Annotated in this window: 15 protein-coding genes; 11 read left to right on the top strand and 4 right to left on the bottom strand. The window is 56.4% G+C overall.

The genetic code is table 11. The features are described from left to right. The first annotated feature begins 29 nt into the window (after positions 1 to 29). Together infB and BD01_RS11290 are read left to right on the top strand one after the other, a co-directional pair. The gene (gene infB, locus BD01_RS02945; RefSeq protein ID WP_042689816.1) at positions 30 to 3,458 is read left to right on the top strand and encodes an intein-containing translation initiation factor aIF-2; all 3,429 of its coding nucleotides are present in this window, start codon (positions 30 to 32) and stop codon (positions 3,456 to 3,458) included. A gap of 49 nt (positions 3,459 to 3,507) precedes the next feature. Next, positions 3,508 to 3,684, top strand: coding sequence for a zinc ribbon domain-containing protein (locus BD01_RS11290; protein ID WP_169730284.1), 177 nt, complete (start codon positions 3,508 to 3,510; stop codon positions 3,682 to 3,684). Positions 3,685 to 3,693: 9 nt separating this feature from the next. On the opposite strand, the gene BD01_RS02940 is transcribed toward BD01_RS11290, so the two are convergent. Both BD01_RS02940 and rlmD read right to left on the bottom strand, forming a co-directional pair. Beyond that, a complete protein-coding gene (locus BD01_RS02940) occupies positions 3,694 to 4,482 on the bottom strand; it encodes a hypothetical protein (RefSeq protein WP_042689813.1) in 789 nt (262 codons plus the stop codon). 40 nt (positions 4,483 to 4,522) lie between these two features. Beyond that, complete coding sequence (gene rlmD, locus BD01_RS02935) at positions 4,523 to 5,785, bottom strand: 23S rRNA (uracil(1939)-C(5))-methyltransferase RlmD (RefSeq protein WP_042689811.1); 1,263 nt, start codon at positions 5,783 to 5,785, stop codon at positions 4,523 to 4,525. A 123-nt stretch (positions 5,786 to 5,908) separates the two neighbouring features. On the opposite strand from rlmD, the gene glyA reads away from it, so the two are divergent. From glyA to BD01_RS02900, 8 genes are all read left to right on the top strand, one after another. Continuing rightward, positions 5,909 to 7,192, top strand: a complete 1,284-nt coding sequence (gene glyA / locus BD01_RS02930) for a serine hydroxymethyltransferase (RefSeq protein WP_042689810.1) — start codon at positions 5,909 to 5,911, stop codon at positions 7,190 to 7,192. Positions 7,193 to 7,480: 288 nt separating this feature from the next. Then, complete coding sequence (locus tag BD01_RS02925) at positions 7,481 to 7,906, top strand: immunoglobulin-like domain-containing protein (RefSeq protein WP_042689808.1); 426 nt, start codon at positions 7,481 to 7,483, stop codon at positions 7,904 to 7,906. A gap of 91 nt (positions 7,907 to 7,997) precedes the next feature. Then, complete coding sequence (locus BD01_RS02920; protein ID WP_042689806.1) at positions 7,998 to 8,330, top strand: transcription factor S; 333 nt, start codon at positions 7,998 to 8,000, stop codon at positions 8,328 to 8,330. Next, on the top strand, positions 8,327 to 8,488 hold the full coding sequence (locus tag BD01_RS11285) for a hypothetical protein (protein WP_167914929.1): 162 nt from the start codon (positions 8,327 to 8,329) through the stop codon (positions 8,486 to 8,488). The genes BD01_RS02920 and BD01_RS11285 overlap by 4 nt, the downstream gene beginning before the upstream one ends. 2 nt (positions 8,489 to 8,490) lie before the next feature. Then, a complete protein-coding gene (locus BD01_RS02915) occupies positions 8,491 to 9,240 on the top strand; it encodes a DNA polymerase sliding clamp (protein WP_042689803.1) in 750 nt (249 codons plus the stop codon). A gap of 30 nt (positions 9,241 to 9,270) precedes the next feature. Further along, complete coding sequence (locus tag BD01_RS02910) at positions 9,271 to 9,837, top strand: DNA replication complex subunit Gins51 (RefSeq protein WP_042689801.1); 567 nt, start codon at positions 9,271 to 9,273, stop codon at positions 9,835 to 9,837. Positions 9,838 to 9,842: 5 nt separating this feature from the next. After that, positions 9,843 to 11,762 (top strand): molybdopterin-dependent oxidoreductase, encoded by a 1,920-nt coding sequence (locus tag BD01_RS02905; protein ID WP_042689798.1) that lies wholly within the window; start codon positions 9,843 to 9,845, stop codon positions 11,760 to 11,762. A gap of 213 nt (positions 11,763 to 11,975) precedes the next feature. After that, the gene (locus BD01_RS02900) at positions 11,976 to 12,626 is read left to right on the top strand and encodes a peroxiredoxin (protein WP_042689795.1); all 651 of its coding nucleotides are present in this window, start codon (positions 11,976 to 11,978) and stop codon (positions 12,624 to 12,626) included. A 10-nt stretch (positions 12,627 to 12,636) separates the two neighbouring features. Here BD01_RS02900 and BD01_RS02895 read toward each other — a convergent pair whose 3' ends face one another. After that, complete coding sequence (locus BD01_RS02895; protein ID WP_042689792.1) at positions 12,637 to 13,170, bottom strand: GNAT family N-acetyltransferase; 534 nt, start codon at positions 13,168 to 13,170, stop codon at positions 12,637 to 12,639. Positions 13,171 to 13,216: 46 nt separating this feature from the next. Here BD01_RS02895 and BD01_RS02890 point away from each other — a divergent pair, with 46 nt between their 5' ends. After that, positions 13,217 to 14,173, top strand: coding sequence for a transcriptional regulator (locus BD01_RS02890; protein WP_042689790.1), 957 nt, complete (start codon positions 13,217 to 13,219; stop codon positions 14,171 to 14,173). On the opposite strand, the gene BD01_RS02885 is transcribed toward BD01_RS02890, so the two are convergent. After that, positions 14,166 to 15,413: an HD domain-containing protein gene (locus tag BD01_RS02885; RefSeq protein WP_042689787.1), complete on the bottom strand. Its 1,248-nt coding sequence runs from the start codon at positions 15,411 to 15,413 to the stop codon at positions 14,166 to 14,168. The two genes, BD01_RS02890 and BD01_RS02885, sit on opposite strands and share 8 nt — an antisense overlap. Positions 15,414 to 15,462 lie beyond the last annotated feature (49 nt).

Here is a 15,462-nt window from a genome sequence, read left to right as displayed (position 1 = left end):
CAGCCATGAGTTATGCTCAGGTGATGAAGATGGCAAAGAGGATTAGACAGCCCATCATAGCGGTTCTCGGTCATGTTGACCACGGCAAGTGCCTGCTCCCGAGCGAGACCGTCGTCGTCCCGGGCCTTGGGAGGATAACGCTCGAAGAGCTCTTCAGGATTGGAAAGAGGGTTGTTGAGCGCGACGATGAAAAGGAAATCAGGGAGCTTTCACTCCCGATAACGTCTGCAGGAGGGGATGCAAGAGTTTCTCTACACACAGGAACCCACGTGTGGCGCATCAGGCACAGGGGCAAGATGGTGAGAGTCAGACTGAAGAACTGGCACAGCGTTTCTGTGACTCCGGAGCATCCGTTCCTCACGACGATGGGATGGAAACGGGCGGACCAGCTCAGGCCCGGCGACTACGTCGCGGTTCCGAGGTTCATCCATGCCAACGAGAAGAGGGACGTCTTTGAGCGCTTTGTGAGAAGAAAGCTCTCGACTCCAGAACTTATAGTGAAGCTTGAGGAAGACGTTCTCAATGAGATTAGGGACAGGTTCAAAGGAGAAAAGGAGTACAAGGTCCGCTCCAACGTTTTCCGCGCCGAGGACCTTGAAGGCCTCTGGGAGAGAGTTGAGAGGATAGCGTTCACACCGAGAATTCACCGCTCAGGCAAGCCGGTCCACTACATCAGACTCCCGAAAACGGACGATGAATGGAAGGCCCTCTTCTACTTCGCCGGCGTCATGTTTGGCGACGGGAGCCAGGAGAAGATAGCCAACAACGACGTTGAGGTATTTGAGAGGCTCAAGGCAGTGGAGGCCCTTGGCGTCGAGCTCGTCAGAGTGAGGAGAAAAACCTCATGGGAGATTGAAATCAGGAATGGAAAGAACGCCCTGATAAGGCTCATCCGCGCCCTCTTTGACTATCCAGAGAGGCAGAAGGCGAGGAGCATAAAGGTTCCGAACGTTCTCTTCGTCGCACCGAGGGAATACGTTGCCGAGTTCCTCAGGGGATACTTCGACGCCGACGGACACGTAAGCCTCAAGGACGTCAGAATCGAAGTGACGAGTGCATCTCGGGAGTTCCTTGAGGGGCTTTCACTCGTCCTTCTCAGGTTCGGCATAGTTTCAAAGCTCTACCGTTCGGAATACACAACCCTCGTGATTTCGGGCAGGAGGAACCTTGAGGCGTTCAGGCGGTTCATCGGGTTTACCGTGAAGGAGAAGGCCGAGCGCCTTGAAAGGGTGATAGAGAGGAGCAAGAAGAGCGAAACCTACCCGATATTTGAGGAGCTCAAGCGCCTCAGGCTCCTCTTCGGGTTCACGAGGACGGAGCTCAACTCCTTCGTTCCGTTCTACTCAAAGTACGAGTCCAGCGAGGCGCCGAGCTACGAGACCCTGATGAGGATTCTCGATGCAATCGAGAGGGGCTCCCCAACGCTCGCGAGGAAGCTCGCGGTGCTTGAGGGCAAGTCCGGGGACCACAACTACCTCAAAGCCCTCGAAAAGGACGGCCTGATAAAGGACGGAAAGCTTACGGAACTCGGAAGGGAGCTCCTTGAGGTCTGGCGCAACAGGGAGTTCGATTCAAGCGATGTCGCCTACGTCCGCAACCTCGCCGAGAACTTCGTTTTCATCCCCGTTGAGGAAGTCGAGGAGTTCGACTACGACGGCTACGTCTACGACCTAACCACCGAGACCCACAACTTCGTCGCCAACGGGATACTCGTCCACAACACGACGCTCCTCGACAGGATTAGGCGGACGAACGTCGCCGGCAAGGAAGCGGGCGGAATAACCCAGCACATCGGAGCGACGGAGGTTCCGATTGACGTCGTCAAACAGCTCGCCGGACCGCTCATAAAGCTCTGGAAGGGCGAGATAAAGCTTCCGGGCCTGCTCTTCATCGATACACCCGGTCACGAAGCCTTCACAAGCCTGCGCGCGAGGGGAGGTAGCTTAGCCGATTTGGCCGTCCTCGTCGTTGACATAAACGAGGGCTTTCAGCCCCAGACCATAGAGAGCATCGAGATACTCAGGAGGTACAGGACGCCCTTCATAGTGGCAGCAAACAAGATAGACAGGATAAAGGGCTGGGTGGTCGAGGAGGACGAGCCGTTTTTGGTCAACATTAAGAAGCAGGACCAGAGGGCCGTTCAGGAGCTCGAAACCAAGCTCTGGGAGCTCATCGGCAAGTTCTACGAGCTCGGCTTCCAGGCAAACCGCTTCGACCGCGTTCAGGACTTCACGCGCGAGCTGGCGATAGTCCCGATTTCGGCCAAATACGGCATCGGCGTTCCCGAGCTTCTCGTTCTCATCGCGGGTCTCAGCCAGAAGTACCTCGAGCAGAAGCTCAAGATAGAGGTCGAGGGACCGGCGCGCGGAACGATTCTCGAGGTCAGGGAGGAGATGGGCCTCGGAACAACGATAGACGTCATAATCTACGATGGAACGCTGAGGAAGGACGACACAATAGTGGTCGGCGGAAAGGACAAGGCGATAGTGACCAAAATCCGCGCCCTGCTCAAGCCGAAGCCCCTCGACGAGATTCGCGACCCGCGCTTCCGCTTTGACCAAGTTGACGAGGTCACCGCCGCTGCCGGTGTGAAGATAGCCGCACCGGGTCTCGAAGAGGCTCTGGCCGGTTCACCGGTAATAGCGGCGAGGAGCGAGGAGGAAGTGGAGAGGGCCAAGCAGGAAATCCTGAACCAGATACAGAGCGTCGTCATAAGCACTGGTAAAATAGGCGTCATCGTCAAGGCCGACACCCTCGGAAGCCTCGAAGCTTTGAGCAAGGAGCTCCAGGAGAAGGGCATTCCGATAAGGAAGGCCGACGTTGGAAACATCAGCAAGACCGACGTCATGGAGGCTTTGAGCGTCCGGGAGGAGGAGCCGAAGTACGGCGTCGTTCTCGGCTTCAACGTCAAGGTGAACGAAGATGCAGAAGAGGTCGCGAAGGCCAAGGGGGTGCCGATTTTCGTCGGGAACATCATCTACAAGCTCATAGAGGACTACGAGGCCTGGGTCAAGGCGGAAGAGGAAAAGAAGAAGCGCGAGCTCCTCAAGAACGTCACCTTCCCGGGCGTCATCAGGCTCTACCCTGACGAGCGCTACGTCTTCAGGAGGAGCAAGCCGGCAATAGTCGGTGTTGAGGTCCTTGAGGGCAGGATAAAGCCGGGAGTGACCCTCATCAAGGAAACGGGCGAGAAAGTCGGCGTCATCAAGTCCATCAAGAACAAGAACGACTTCGTTCAGGAGGCCAAGAAGGGCGACGCCGTCGCGATAGCCATTGAAGGTGCCATCGTCGGCAGGCACATCCACCCCGGCGAGACCCTCTACGTTGACCTCACCAAGAACGACGTCATAATACTTCTCAAACAGCTCAAGAACGAGCTCGATGAGAGCGACATGAGGGCCCTCAAGATGACCGCCAAGGTCAAGGCCAAGGAGGACCCCTTCTGGAGGGCGGTTTGATTCCGACAGACTTTTATATTCTTCTTTCCTATCATCCGTGGTGAACACTATGGAGGGCAGACGGCTTAAGTGCCCGCTCTGTGGGGGAACTGATTTCCAGGTTGAGGAGGGAAAGCTCGACAGCAAGTGGGGCTTCACCGCCCATAAGGTCAAGATTGTGATATGCAAAAACTGCGGCTACGTGATGCTGTTCTACGAAGGAAGGACTATATGGGACTTCGATTGAAAAGCAAAGTCAAAGCCCACCCTGAAGCCATCCGGCGAGCTTCAGGCTCGCGCCTTTCTCGATTTCTCCCTCCAGGTTCTCCTTCAGCGCGAAGGCCCTGACCTTTCCGATGGGCTCGTTGCTGAGGAGCATCATGTAGCCAGCCCCGCAGGGCGTTTCGACTTCCTCAAGCTCAAGGACATGAGCGGTCATGACGTAGTCGTCTATAAAAGCCCCCTGAACGCTTACCGCCGCTGGAAGAAGTATCTCGGCCTCGTTGAGGTCGATGACGACCTCTTTACCGTCGGGCAGTTTCGTGGTTTCCCTCTTGAGCTCCTCCGCCGTCCCCGTGTACACAAGGAAAGCCAGCTTAACGTTGAGCTTCTCGGAGTTTAGATAGGCTTTCTTCCTTTCGATGTAGTCGGTTGCATAGAATGTAACCGCGGGGGAATATTCGTTTAAAACCGCCCCCGAGACGTTAGCTTCGGGCCACTTCTTCCACTCAAGGACTTCTTCAACCTCGAACTCAACCGTTACCCCCTCAAGAACAGGAAAAGCCGTGACCGGTTCCATGTCGCGCTTTACGACTCTGAGAACCAGGCCGCGGGCTAGGGGGACGTCCACAACTTCATAGGAGAGCTTTTCCTTTCCGAGGAGCTTTTTCTTTTCGAACTCAACGCTCCTGGCTGGGTACTTCCCGAGAACGGCATCCTCGATAAGATTCAACCCCACCCTCTGGGAGGTGCAGACGGTGTCGAGGTGACTCCCGTGATGTATTCCGTTTATGAATTTTAACTTCTTCCTCCCACCCAAAACCATAGAATCCCACCGTTGTTAGTACAAAAGGGGATTTAAAAACCTAACGTCTCCGGGTGAGCTCAACAATCGCCTCGACGTGGGGCGTGTGCGGGAACATGTCCACGAGAACCGCTTCCTCCACACGGTAAGCCTTTTTCAGGTGGTTCTCATAGTCGAGCCTGAACGCCTTTGGATTGCAGGAGACGTAAACGACCCTTTCAGCTCCACTTTTCACCAGCAGTTCCCCGGCTTCCTTCAGTCCCCTCCGAGGTGGGTCCACTATCACGGTGTCGTAGTCGCCTATCGGGGTCTCCTCAGCCCTCCCAACGCGGAATTGGGCGTTTACCCAGTTCAGCTCGGCGTTTCTGTTGGCCATTTCAACCGCAAAGGGGTTAACCTCGACCCCTTCAACGGCAAAGCCCCTCTTCGCCAGCCAGACACCGAAGGTGCCAACACCGGAGTAAAGGTCGAGAACCCTTTCGCCGTCGGTGAAGTTCCCAACTGCCCTGAGGAGAAGCTCAAGGGCGTGGCTGTTGGTCTGGAAGAAGCTGTTGGGGTGGATGAGATACACCACGTCATCAATCCGCTCCCTTATGAAGTGGCTCCCCGCAACGTGCAGGGGTTCTCCGCGCGGGTCGTCCCGGTCGTCGGCCTTGAGGCTCCAGTAAAGGGAATCCGCGAAGGAGAAGTAGTCCCTGAAGGCCTCGGCTGTTTCTTCAGCGGGCCTGCGATGGGCTATGAGGTTTACCATGACCTCTCCAGTGAACTTGCCCTCCCTGACCTGGAGGTAGTGAACGTCGCCGGCTTTTCTCCTCAAATCCCACGGCCCAAGCCCCGTTTCCGCCAGAAAGTCGCGGAGGGCGCGCAGGTATTCGGGGGTTCTCTTCGAGAAGACAGGGCACTCCGAAAGGTCCACAACGCCAAGGGGGTTTCCGTATTCCTTGAGGCCAACGCCGTTGGTCGTCACGATGAAGTTGCTGAAGTTGCGGAAGCCCCAAATTTTGGGCGAGCCCTTAATTTCGGCCCTTATTCCGGTGATTCGCTCGAAGAGTTCGGCCTTGAGTTTGAGCTGGGCCTTGTACTTCAGCCCCTGCCAGAGACAGCCGCCGCACTTCCCGAAGTGCCGGCACCTCGGAAGAACCCTCAGCGGGGAAGGCTCAAGAAGCTCGAAGTCCCTCGCGATTAGTCTGCCGAAGCGCCTTCTCGTTGATTTGACCCTAACCATGTCGCCGGGGTAAGCGAAGGGGATGTAAACGGTCTTGCTCCCCGCACAAAGAACCCCGAGGCCGTCGTCGCTGAGTTTGCGGATTCTTCCAGAGGGCATGTTCTTCGCTTGAGTGTCCCGCTTAAGAACCCTTCGAGGCCGATAATGCACAACTCTGCACGTGTGCACAGGTGTGGTAAGGTTTATATCCCCGTCGTTCGAAGCACAACCGAGGTGTCCGCGATGAGCTACCGTGAATACCGCGACAAGGTTTTGGGGTTTATTGAGGACCACGAGCACTGGAGGGCCCACACGATAAACCTCATAGCAAGCGAAAACGTGACTTCTCCGACGGTTACCAGGGCAGTCGCGAGCGGTTTCATGCACAAGTACGCCGAGGGCTGGCCAAAGCAGAGGTACTATCAGGGTTGTAAGTACGTTGACGAGGTCGAGCTCATCGGCGTCGAGCTCTTCACCAAGCTCTTCCAGAGCGACTTCGCCGACCTCAGGCCGATTTCCGGAACCAACGCCAACCAGGCTGTCTTCTTCGGCCTCACCCAGCCGGGAGACAAGGCGATAGTTCTCCACACCAGCCACGGTGGCCACATAAGCCACATGCCCTTCGGAGCGGCTGGAATGAGGGGTCTCGAAGTTCACACCTGGCCCTTCGACAACGAGGAGTTCAACATCGACGTTGACAAGGCCGAGAAGCTCATCCGCGAGCTCGAGCCCAAGATAGTCGTCTTCGGTGGCTCGCTCTTCCCGTTCCCGCACCCGGTCAAGGAGCTCGCGCCCGTAGCTAAAGAGGTCGGCGCCTACGTCATGTACGACGGCGCCCACGTCCTTGGACTCATCGCCGGAAAGCAGTTCCAGGACCCGCTTCGCGAGGGTGCCGACATAATCACCGCCTCGACCCACAAGACCTTCCCCGGACCTCAGGGAGGTGTCATAATCTACAAGCGCTTCGGCGAGACCGAGGAGATAGCCAAGCTCCAGTGGGCCATCTTCCCTGGAGTTCTTAGCAACCACCACCTCCACCACATGGCCGGAAAGACCCTCACCGCGGCCGAGATGCTCGAGTACGGTGAGAAGTACGCCGCCCAGATAGTCAAGAACGCGAAAGCTCTGGCCGAGGCCCTTGCAGAGGAGGGCTTCAAGGTCATCGGTGAGGACAAGGGCTACACCGAGAGCCACCAGGTCATCGTTGACGTCAGCGACCTCCACCCCGCTGCCGGAGGCTGGGCGGCACCGCTCCTTGAAGAGGCCGGCATAATCCTCAACAAGAACCTTCTGCCCTGGGACCCGCTTGAGAAGGTCAACGAGCCGAGCGGTCTGCGCATAGGCGTCCAGGAGATGACGAGGGTTGGAATGTTCGAGGACGACATGAAGGAGATTGCCAGGTTCATCCGCCGCGTCCTCATCGACAAGGAGGACCCGGCCAAGGTCAGGCGCGACGTCTACGGCTTCCGCGCCGAGTTCCAGAAGGTCTACTACTCCTTCGACCATGGCCTGCCGCTCAGGGAGTGATTGGGCTCCCTCCAGCTTTTCCATTCTTACCTTGGTTTACTTCCAAGGATTCTCCAACGGTCTCGGATTTTCTTGAAGAAAAAGTTATAAGCTTCCTTCTCAAGGCGTTTCCAGCGGTGCCTGGCCTTCATTCACCGCGCACCCCCGCCAGGCACCGTAACCGTGCGCGTAAAATCAGGGGGTCAAATAAGGGGCTTAAATCACGGCTAAAATCAAACCCCTTCAAATCATTTTGAAACGAACGAAAGCGTTAATTACTCTTGTGGTGAGTTTATCTTGGTGGTGTCCGTGAAGAGGGCAGTCCTTGCGGTTCTAATAATCGCTGGGCTGGTGGCGGGTTATTTCCTCATTGGTTCCAACGGCTCGGCCGAAGCGTCACAGGGGAAGAAGGCCCCGATTAATCTTTCCCTCGATAGGGAGCGCTACTCGCCGACGGACACGATGGTCCTGACAGTTACCAACAACGGCAACGAGACCGTTACCGTTGGCTATCCCTTCGAGCTCTACCGGGAGGAAAACGGCGAGTGGGTCAAGGTAAACGTTGACCTAATGTTCATTCAGTCGGTTGTTCAGCTTGAACCCGGGAAGAGCTGGACCCAGAAGGTCAGCCTCTCCCAGCTGAAGCTCTCATCTGGCCATTATAAGATAGTGAAGAAAGTTTCAACTCAACAAATGACCCTCACCGTGAGCGCCGAGTTCTACGTCGAAGGCTGATACCTCTTAATTTTTCCTGTCTTCTCCAGAGTTTCTGGCAAAACTTTTTATTCTCCACCCACATACCCAACCCCCGGCTGGAGGGATGCTCATGAAGTTCTGTCCGAAGTGCGGTAACCTTATGCTCCCGGACCGGAAGAAGAAGGTCTGGGTCTGTCGCGTCTGTGGCTACGAGGAGCCCTTTGACGAGGAGAAGGACAGGGATAAAACCAGGATAACGCAGAAGGTCGAGCACAAGCCGGACGAGGAGATAGTAGTCATCGAGCAGGACGTCAAGACCCTGCCGACCACCAAGGTCACCTGCCCCAAGTGCGGTAACGACACGGCCTACTGGTGGGAGATGCAGACGAGGGCAGGCGATGAGCCGAGCACGATATTCTACAAGTGCACCAAGTGTGGCCACGTATGGAGGGCCTACGAGTGAACGAGCTTGAGCGCGAAACCCTCGTCAGGCTCGCGAGGAAGGCCCTGAAGGAGCTTGAGGAAGCCTACCGCAGGGTTCCCGATACCGACAACGGAAAAGCTTATTTATTCCGCGGAAAAGAAAGGGTTAGACTCATGCTTAAAATACTGGAGGGATGAAGATGCCGTTCGAGGTCGTTTTTGACGGTGCCAAGGAGTTTGCCGACCTTATCGCGACAGCGAGCAACCTGATAGACGAGGCCGCCTTCAAGTTCACCGAGGAAGGCATAAGCATGCGCGCGATGGACCCGAGCAGGGTCGTTCTCATAGACCTCAACCTCCCGGAGAGCATATTCTCCAAGTACGAAGTCGAGGAGCCGGAAACCGTTGGAATCAACATGGACCAGTTCAAGAAGATACTCAAGCGCGGAAAGGCCAAGGACACGCTCATCCTCAGGAAGGGCGACGAGAACTTCCTTGAGATAACCTTCGAGGGAACGGCAAAGAGAACGTTCCGCCTTCCGCTCATAGACGTTGAGGAGCTTGAGCTCGACCTCCCGGAGCTCCCGTTCACCGCTAAGGTCGTCGTCCTCGGCGAGGTCCTCAAGGAGGCCGTTAAGGACGCCTCCCTCGTCAGCGACGCCATAAAGTTCATCGCCACCGAGAGCGAGTTCGTCATGAAGGCCGAGGGCGAGACCAACGAGGTTGAGATTAAGCTCACCCTTGAGGACGAAGGCTTGCTTGACCTCGAGGTCGAGGAGGAAACCAAGAGTGCCTACGGAATCAGCTACCTCAGCGACATGATAAAGGGCATCGGCAAGGCCGATGAGGTAATCCTCCGCTTCGGCAACGAGATGCCCCTCCAGATGGAGTACATGATTAGGGACGAAGGAAGGCTCGTGTTCCTCCTCGCCCCGCGCGTCGAGGAGTGATTTCCCTTTCCTTTTCTCTGAGGTGGTGGCATGGACATCGTCAAGCTCAGGGAACTGCTTGAGCAAGAGCTTTCCAGCGTCGAACTGACGGAGTTAGACGATGACTTTTACAGGGAGTTCGACAGCCTAATCAAGGCCCTCAAACTGAGCGCCGAGAGCTCCCGCGAGAGGGGAGAAAGCGTCGAGGAGAGACTTTACTTAGCCCAGCTCAAGATAGCGGAGGAGCTGATGAAGGAGATAATCAAGCTCCGCCTCCACAAGATTGTTGACCTCGCCGTCGAGGGGACCATAGCTGAGATGACCGACGAGGAGAGGAGGATTTTCAGGATTCTCAGGGCCTTCGTCGAGCGCGAGGAGCTTCCAGATGTCGGGGAAGAGCTTCCGGAGGTCGAACCCGAGCCGGGCGAGGCTGAAACACCAACTAAAAGACCACTGCGGGAAGCCTACATCGTCACCGCCGAGCTTCCAGCGATTCTCGGGCCCGACCTGAGGGAGTACGGACCCTTCAAGGCCTGGGACATGGCGGTTCTGCCAGAGGAGATAGGAAAGGTTCTCGTCGAGAGGGACATTGCCTTCAAGGTCAAGATTTCCCCGTGATTGCCATGCCCTTCTCCGTCTGCATGCGGGACTGCTACGACACCTGCTCGATGGTGAGCGAGCTCAGAGACGGAAGGCTCAGGGTTAGGGGCAATCCGGAGCACCCGATAACGGCCGGCTTTCTCTGTCCCAAAGGCGCTCTGCTCCCGAAGTGGTTCCACTCGGAGGACAGGCTAAAGAACCCTCTAATCCGAACCAGCGGGAGGGGGAGCGGTTCCTTCAGAGAAGCGAGCTGGGAAGAGGCAATAGGCCTCGTAGCGAAGAAGCTTAAAGAGACCATCGAAAAGCACGGGAGCGAGAGCGTTCTCGTTTACCAGTACGCCGGCGACAGGGGAGTCGTGAACTACGCGTTTCCGCTGAGGCTCTTCCACTACCTCAACACCGCCGTGCTCGACTACGGAATCTGCGACAGGGCCGGGCAGGAGGCGTTAAAAGACGTCTATGGAACCGCCGTCGGTCTCGACCCGGAGGAGCTTAAGGACCAGCGGTTAGTCGTCTACTGGGGGATAAACGCCTTCTGGACGAACCTTCACGGCTTCGCCCTCGCCAAGAGGCACGGCCTTGAAATCTGGACGGTTGACGTCGTCAGGACCGAAACGGCCAGGAGAAGCGACAGGTTCTTTCAGGTGAGGCCCGACACGGACGTCCTTTTAGCTCTGGGAGTTGCGAAGGTCATCATCGAGGAGGGGCTTTACGATAGGGCCTTCGTCCGCGGGAACGTTTACGGTTTTGAGGAATTCAGGAATTATGTAAAAACGCTATCGCTTGATTATGTAAGCAGGGAAACCGGGCTGAGCGTCGAGGAGATAGAGGCCTTCGCGCGGGAGTTCGCGGAGAAGAGGGGAGTGGTTCACATCGGCTACGGATTCCAGCGCTCCCTTGCCGGAGGGGAGGCTGTGAGGGCGATAGCAGTCCTTCCCGCCCTCGTCGGCCACCGTTTCGGCTTCATCTACGACATGAAAACGATAGACAAGTCCTACGCAGAAGGCGCGTTCCTGAGGACGAAGCCGGCAAAGAGAATCCCCCAGATGAAGCTGGCGGAGTACATCGAGCGGGGCGAGATTAAGTTCCTCTACGTCTACAACTCCAACCCCCTAGCGAGCCTGCCGAACCAGAACCGGCTGAGAAAGGCCTTAAGCGAGAGCGACGTCTTCGTCGTTACGCACGACATCTTTCTCACAGACACGGCCCTCTACTCGGACGTCGTTTTGCCCGCCAATACCTTCTTCGAGAGGCTTGACATAGTTGACAGCTATTACCACCGCTACGTAGCTTTAAACGAGCCGGTCGCGAGGCTGTACGGCAGGAGCAACAGCGAGGTAACGAGACTGCTCGCAAGAGCGCTGGGTATTAAAAATCCCCACCTCTACGAGAGCGACGAGGAGGTAATTCGAAAGGTCCTTGAGCTCAACGGGCTGAGCTGGGAGGAGCTGAAGGCAAAGGGCTTCGTCAAGATTCCGGAAAAGCCGAGAAGGTGGGAAACTCCGAGCGGAAAAATCGAGTTCTTTTCGCGGAGGGCCGTTGAGAGGGGCCTGAGTCCGTTTCCCCAATACAGGAAGTTTAAAGGAAAGTATCCGCTCCGCCTGCTCACGCCAACCTATAGAATGACGATAACGAGCCAGTACCACAACACCTACGGAATGATTGACCCCAACCTTTATATCAACCCTGTTGACGCGGAGGAGAGGGGCATTGAAGACGGCGAGACGGTCGAGGTCTTCAATGACTACGGCCGGATAAAAACCCTTGCAAAGCTCAGCGACGACGTTCCGAGAGGAGTTGTCCTGCTCTACAAGGCCTTCTGGGTCAGGCTCCTCGGCTGGAACGCCAACTTCCTGACGACTGATGAGACGGTCGAGGATTACGGGAACGGCTCAGCGTACCATTCAACGTGGGTCGAGGTTAGGAAGCTTAAAGGCGAATGAATATTACAATGACCCCAATTTTGACAATAGAAATTTGTGTCAGTTTACACAATGACAACCATTTTTAAGCGAGTCTGGACTTCTCCTCACTGGGTTTAAAAGGCCTTTGTTTATCCGCCAAGTTTTTGCCCAAAAACGAACCGAAAGACTTATATATTCGAACCTATGAGGTTTATAGTGAAGACGACACACAAAAAGAAGAGGTGATGAAAGATGGTCGTCATAGGAGAAAAGTTCCCAGAGGTTGAGGTTAAGACCACCCACGGAGTGATAAAGCTCCCCGACTACTTCGCCGAGAAGGGCAAGTGGTTCATACTCTTCAGCCACCCGGCCGACTTCACCCCGGTCTGTACGACCGAGTTCTACGCCATGCAGAAGAGGCTCGACAAGTTCAGGGAGCTCGGCGTCGAGCCGATTGGACTGAGCGTTGACCAGGTCTTCAGCCACATCAAGTGGATGGAGTGGATAAAGGAGAACCTCGGCGTCGAGATTGAGTTCCCGGTCATAGCCGACGACCGCGGTGAGCTCGCCGAGAAGCTCGGCATGATTCCGAGCGGAGCAACGATAACCGCCAGGGCCGTCTTCATCGTCGACGATAAGGGCGTCATCAGGGCCATCGTCTACTACCCGGCCGAGGTCGGCAGGGACTGGGACGAGATACTCAGGCTCGTCAAGGCCCTCAAGGTCAGCGACGAGAAGGGAGTTGCCCTTCCGCACAAGTGGCCCGAGAACGAGCTCATCGGCGACAAGGTCATCATCCCGCCGGCCAGCACTATCGAGGAGAAGAAGGCCAGGGAAGAGGCCAAGGCCAAGGGCGAAATCGAGTGCTACGACTGGTGGTTCTGCTACAAGAAGCTCGAGTGAGCTTCTTTCCCTATTCTTCTCTAAACCTTTCAAAAATCAGCTCGTCCACGAAGCCGTAGCCCGGAACGTGGTGGTGTTTTCTCAGCCTCCCAACGAGTTCGAAGCCGTTCTTCTCAAGGACCTTTATCGAGGCAACGTTCGGCTCGTAAACCCTCGCGTAGACCTTCCTGAGGTTGAGCCAGTTGAAGGCGTAATCGAGGGCCAACTTCACCGCCTCGCTTCCATAGCCCCTCCCCCAGTGCTCCCTTCCGAGGAAGTAACCAAGCTCTGCCCTTCCGTCGCGGTGGTCTATCCTGTGGAGCCCTATGAAACCGACGAGGGAAGAAGTTGAGTTCTCCACTATCGAAAAGACTTTCTCGCGCTCCTTTGCCTTTCTAATCCTCTCATACCATTCCATCTCGTCCTCAAAGAAGAAGACTTCCTCTGGGGCCGTTAAGAAGAGCCTCACGCTCCTGTCGTTGAACCAGAGCCACGCTTTCCTCACGTCGTCTCTCAGCGGAACGGCGAGCGAAACGAGGTTGCCTTTGAGAACGACCGGCCTCATCGGGTGCACCTTAACTTTATTAAGCCCTTACGAGTATTTAAACCCGATGGAAAGGGAGAAGCTCATCAAAACCGTTGAGGCAATACTCAGGAGCGCGGGCTACAAAACGGCCCGCCTTGAGTTTAGAGGTTCCTGCTTCGACATAGTCGCGAGCCGGTTAGTGGTTCTTCTCTTCCTCAAGGTCGTCGCGAACATAGACACCGTTACCGAGGAGCAGGCCGAGGATTTGAAGAGGCTCGCGAAGTTCTTCAACGCCTCCCCCCTCATAGTGGGCCTCCGCTCAAAGAACGCGGAGCTTGAGGAGGGAGTTGTTTACGAGCGCTTCGGAATCTACGCTTTGAGACCTGAAACGCTCTACGACGTCCTCACCAACAACGAGCTACCGGCCATCTTCGCGGAGCGCGGTGGGCTTTACGTCCGGATAAACGGCGAACTTCTCAGGGAGCTTCGCGAGAGGCACGGTTACTCGGTCAACGAGCTGGCACAGCTCCTCGGGGTTTCAAGAAAGACCCTCCTCAACTACGAGCGCGGTGAGCAGGCCGTTTCACTTGAGGTGGCGATTAGGCTCGAAGAGCTCTTCGACGAGGCTTTAGCCGAGCCGATTGACGTTCTGAACGCGAGGGTCGAGGCGAAGCTCGACGTTAAGCCCGAGAGCCCCCTTGAAAAGGAGGTCTTCGAGAGGCTGAAGCGCCTCGGTCTCGGCCTCGTGAAGGTTAAGAAGGCCCCGTTCAACGCGGTTTCAAAGGGCGACGAGTTCAGAATCCTGACGGGGATAGACGAGAGGAAGACCCGCTCGACGGTGAAGAGGGCCGAGATGGTGGCAGAGGTTGGTCGGATAATCAACTCCGACGGCGTGTTCATCCTTGAGAAGACCAAGACCGAAGTCGTCAAGGAGGTTCCCATAATCCCGAAGGAGAGCCTCAGGGAAGTCAGGGACGCCGACGAGCTCATTGAGATGATTGAGGAGCTCAAAAAGGAGATAAAGGCGAAGCTCTTCAGCTGAAGAGCACCTTTCTCCAGCTCTCGCGAAGCTTTCCGACGTACTTCTCCGGTGAGGCTATGAGAACGGCCCACCTAGGGGTCTGCCTCCTCTTGAGGGCGTTCGCCAGAGGAGTTACCTTCGAGAGGGGCTGAACCTCGCCGTTTTCAAGGAGCACCTTTATTCCGGTCTCCTTCAGCCTCGGCTCGCTGAGCATCAGGTCGGCTATGCTGAACTCGAGGATTACCTCTCCCTCGCTTGCACCAACGGCTTCCGCCAGGGCCCTCTCAAGCTCCTGCCTCCTCTTGACGTTTCTGTAAGCCGATAGCAACTCCCTCTTTTCCTCAGGACTGAGCTCCTCCGCACTCGCGAGAACCGCGGCCTTGTAGAGCTTCCTGTAAAGGACGCGCCTCGTCAGCTCCGCCGGCAGGCCTTCCAAGTCCTCTAGCTCGACCAGAACCCGGCAGTCGGTCATCTTCCAGAAGTCCCATAGGTGGTCCTCTTCAAGGGCGAACTCCAGGGCTCTTGTCAGCATGCCCTCGGCAATCTTCACCGTGTGGTGGAAGTAAACGCGCGAGTACATCAGCGAGCGCGCCACCATCATTCCCTCGACGGCTTCAACACCCTTCTCGTCGACGACGAGCTCGTCATCGTGGATTTCGAGCACCTTGAGGAGCCTCTCAAGGTCTATTATTCCGTGCGCGACGCCGGTGTAGTGGGCGTCTCTGATGAGGTAGTCGAGCTGGTCAACGTCAACTCCCCCGTGGAGCATCTGGCCAAGGTAGGGCTTCTTCGCCCTGCCGAGGATTAGGTCCGCCACTTCCCTCGGCTCAATTCCGTGGTTTTCCAGTATCTCCGGAATCTTCCCCCCGTCCTCATCGCCGGTGATGTTTATCCTTCCGGTTATGATGTCCTGGCCGAGGCGCATGTGGTCGCGCTCCTTCACGTAGTGCCTGTAGATTCCCTCGAAGGTGTGGCTTAGGGGCCCGTGCCCGATGTCGTGAAGCAGAGCGCCGACCTGGAGGAGCAGACTTTCGTCTTCATCGAGCCCGACCTCGTCGGAGAGGCGCTTTGCTATGTGCCACGTTCCAAGGGAGTGCTCGAAGCGCGAGTGATTGGCGCCGGGATAGACGAGGTACGCCAGACCGAGCTGTCTTATGTGCCTGAGCCTCTGGAACTCGGGCGTTTTGACGAGTTCGAGGATTACCCCCGTGACCTTCATGCTACCGTGAATTCCGTCGTGGATAATCTTCGCTTTCGCCATTCCCACCACCGGCTGGAAATCTGAGAAAGGCCTTAAATAACTTTTCGGC

The organism is Thermococcus nautili, from assembly GCF_000585495.1.
Classification (GTDB): Archaea; Methanobacteriota_B; Thermococci; order Thermococcales; family Thermococcaceae; genus Thermococcus; species Thermococcus nautili.
This window is presented reverse-complemented; position numbering and strand designations above follow the sequence as displayed.

Bases quoted from the DNA above. Each gene is read 5' to 3' on its own strand.
- rlmD (WP_042689811.1), bottom strand. From the start codon at position 5,785: ATGCCCTCTGGAAGAATCCGCAAACTCAGCGACGACGGCCTCGGGGTT.
- glyA (WP_042689810.1), top strand. From the start codon at position 5,909: ATGAGCTACCGTGAATACCGCGACAAGGTTTTGGGGTTTATTGAGGAC.
- BD01_RS02890 (WP_042689790.1), top strand. From the start codon at position 13,217: ATGGAAAGGGAGAAGCTCATCAAAACCGTTGAGGCAATACTCAGGAGC.
- BD01_RS02900 (WP_042689795.1), top strand. From the start codon at position 11,976: ATGGTCGTCATAGGAGAAAAGTTCCCAGAGGTTGAGGTTAAGACCACC.
- BD01_RS02920 (WP_042689806.1), top strand. From the start codon at position 7,998: ATGAAGTTCTGTCCGAAGTGCGGTAACCTTATGCTCCCGGACCGGAAG.
- BD01_RS02910 (WP_042689801.1), top strand. From the start codon at position 9,271: ATGGACATCGTCAAGCTCAGGGAACTGCTTGAGCAAGAGCTTTCCAGC.
- BD01_RS02915 (WP_042689803.1), top strand. From the start codon at position 8,491: ATGCCGTTCGAGGTCGTTTTTGACGGTGCCAAGGAGTTTGCCGACCTT.
- BD01_RS11290 (WP_169730284.1), top strand. From the start codon at position 3,508: ATGGAGGGCAGACGGCTTAAGTGCCCGCTCTGTGGGGGAACTGATTTC.
- BD01_RS02885 (WP_042689787.1), bottom strand. From the start codon at position 15,413: ATGGCGAAAGCGAAGATTATCCACGACGGAATTCACGGTAGCATGAAG.
- infB (WP_042689816.1), top strand. From the start codon at position 30: ATGGCAAAGAGGATTAGACAGCCCATCATAGCGGTTCTCGGTCATGTT.
- BD01_RS02895 (WP_042689792.1), bottom strand. From the start codon at position 13,170: ATGAGGCCGGTCGTTCTCAAAGGCAACCTCGTTTCGCTCGCCGTTCCG.
- BD01_RS02905 (WP_042689798.1), top strand. From the start codon at position 9,843: ATGCCCTTCTCCGTCTGCATGCGGGACTGCTACGACACCTGCTCGATG.
- BD01_RS02940 (WP_042689813.1), bottom strand. From the start codon at position 4,482: ATGGTTTTGGGTGGGAGGAAGAAGTTAAAATTCATAAACGGAATACAT.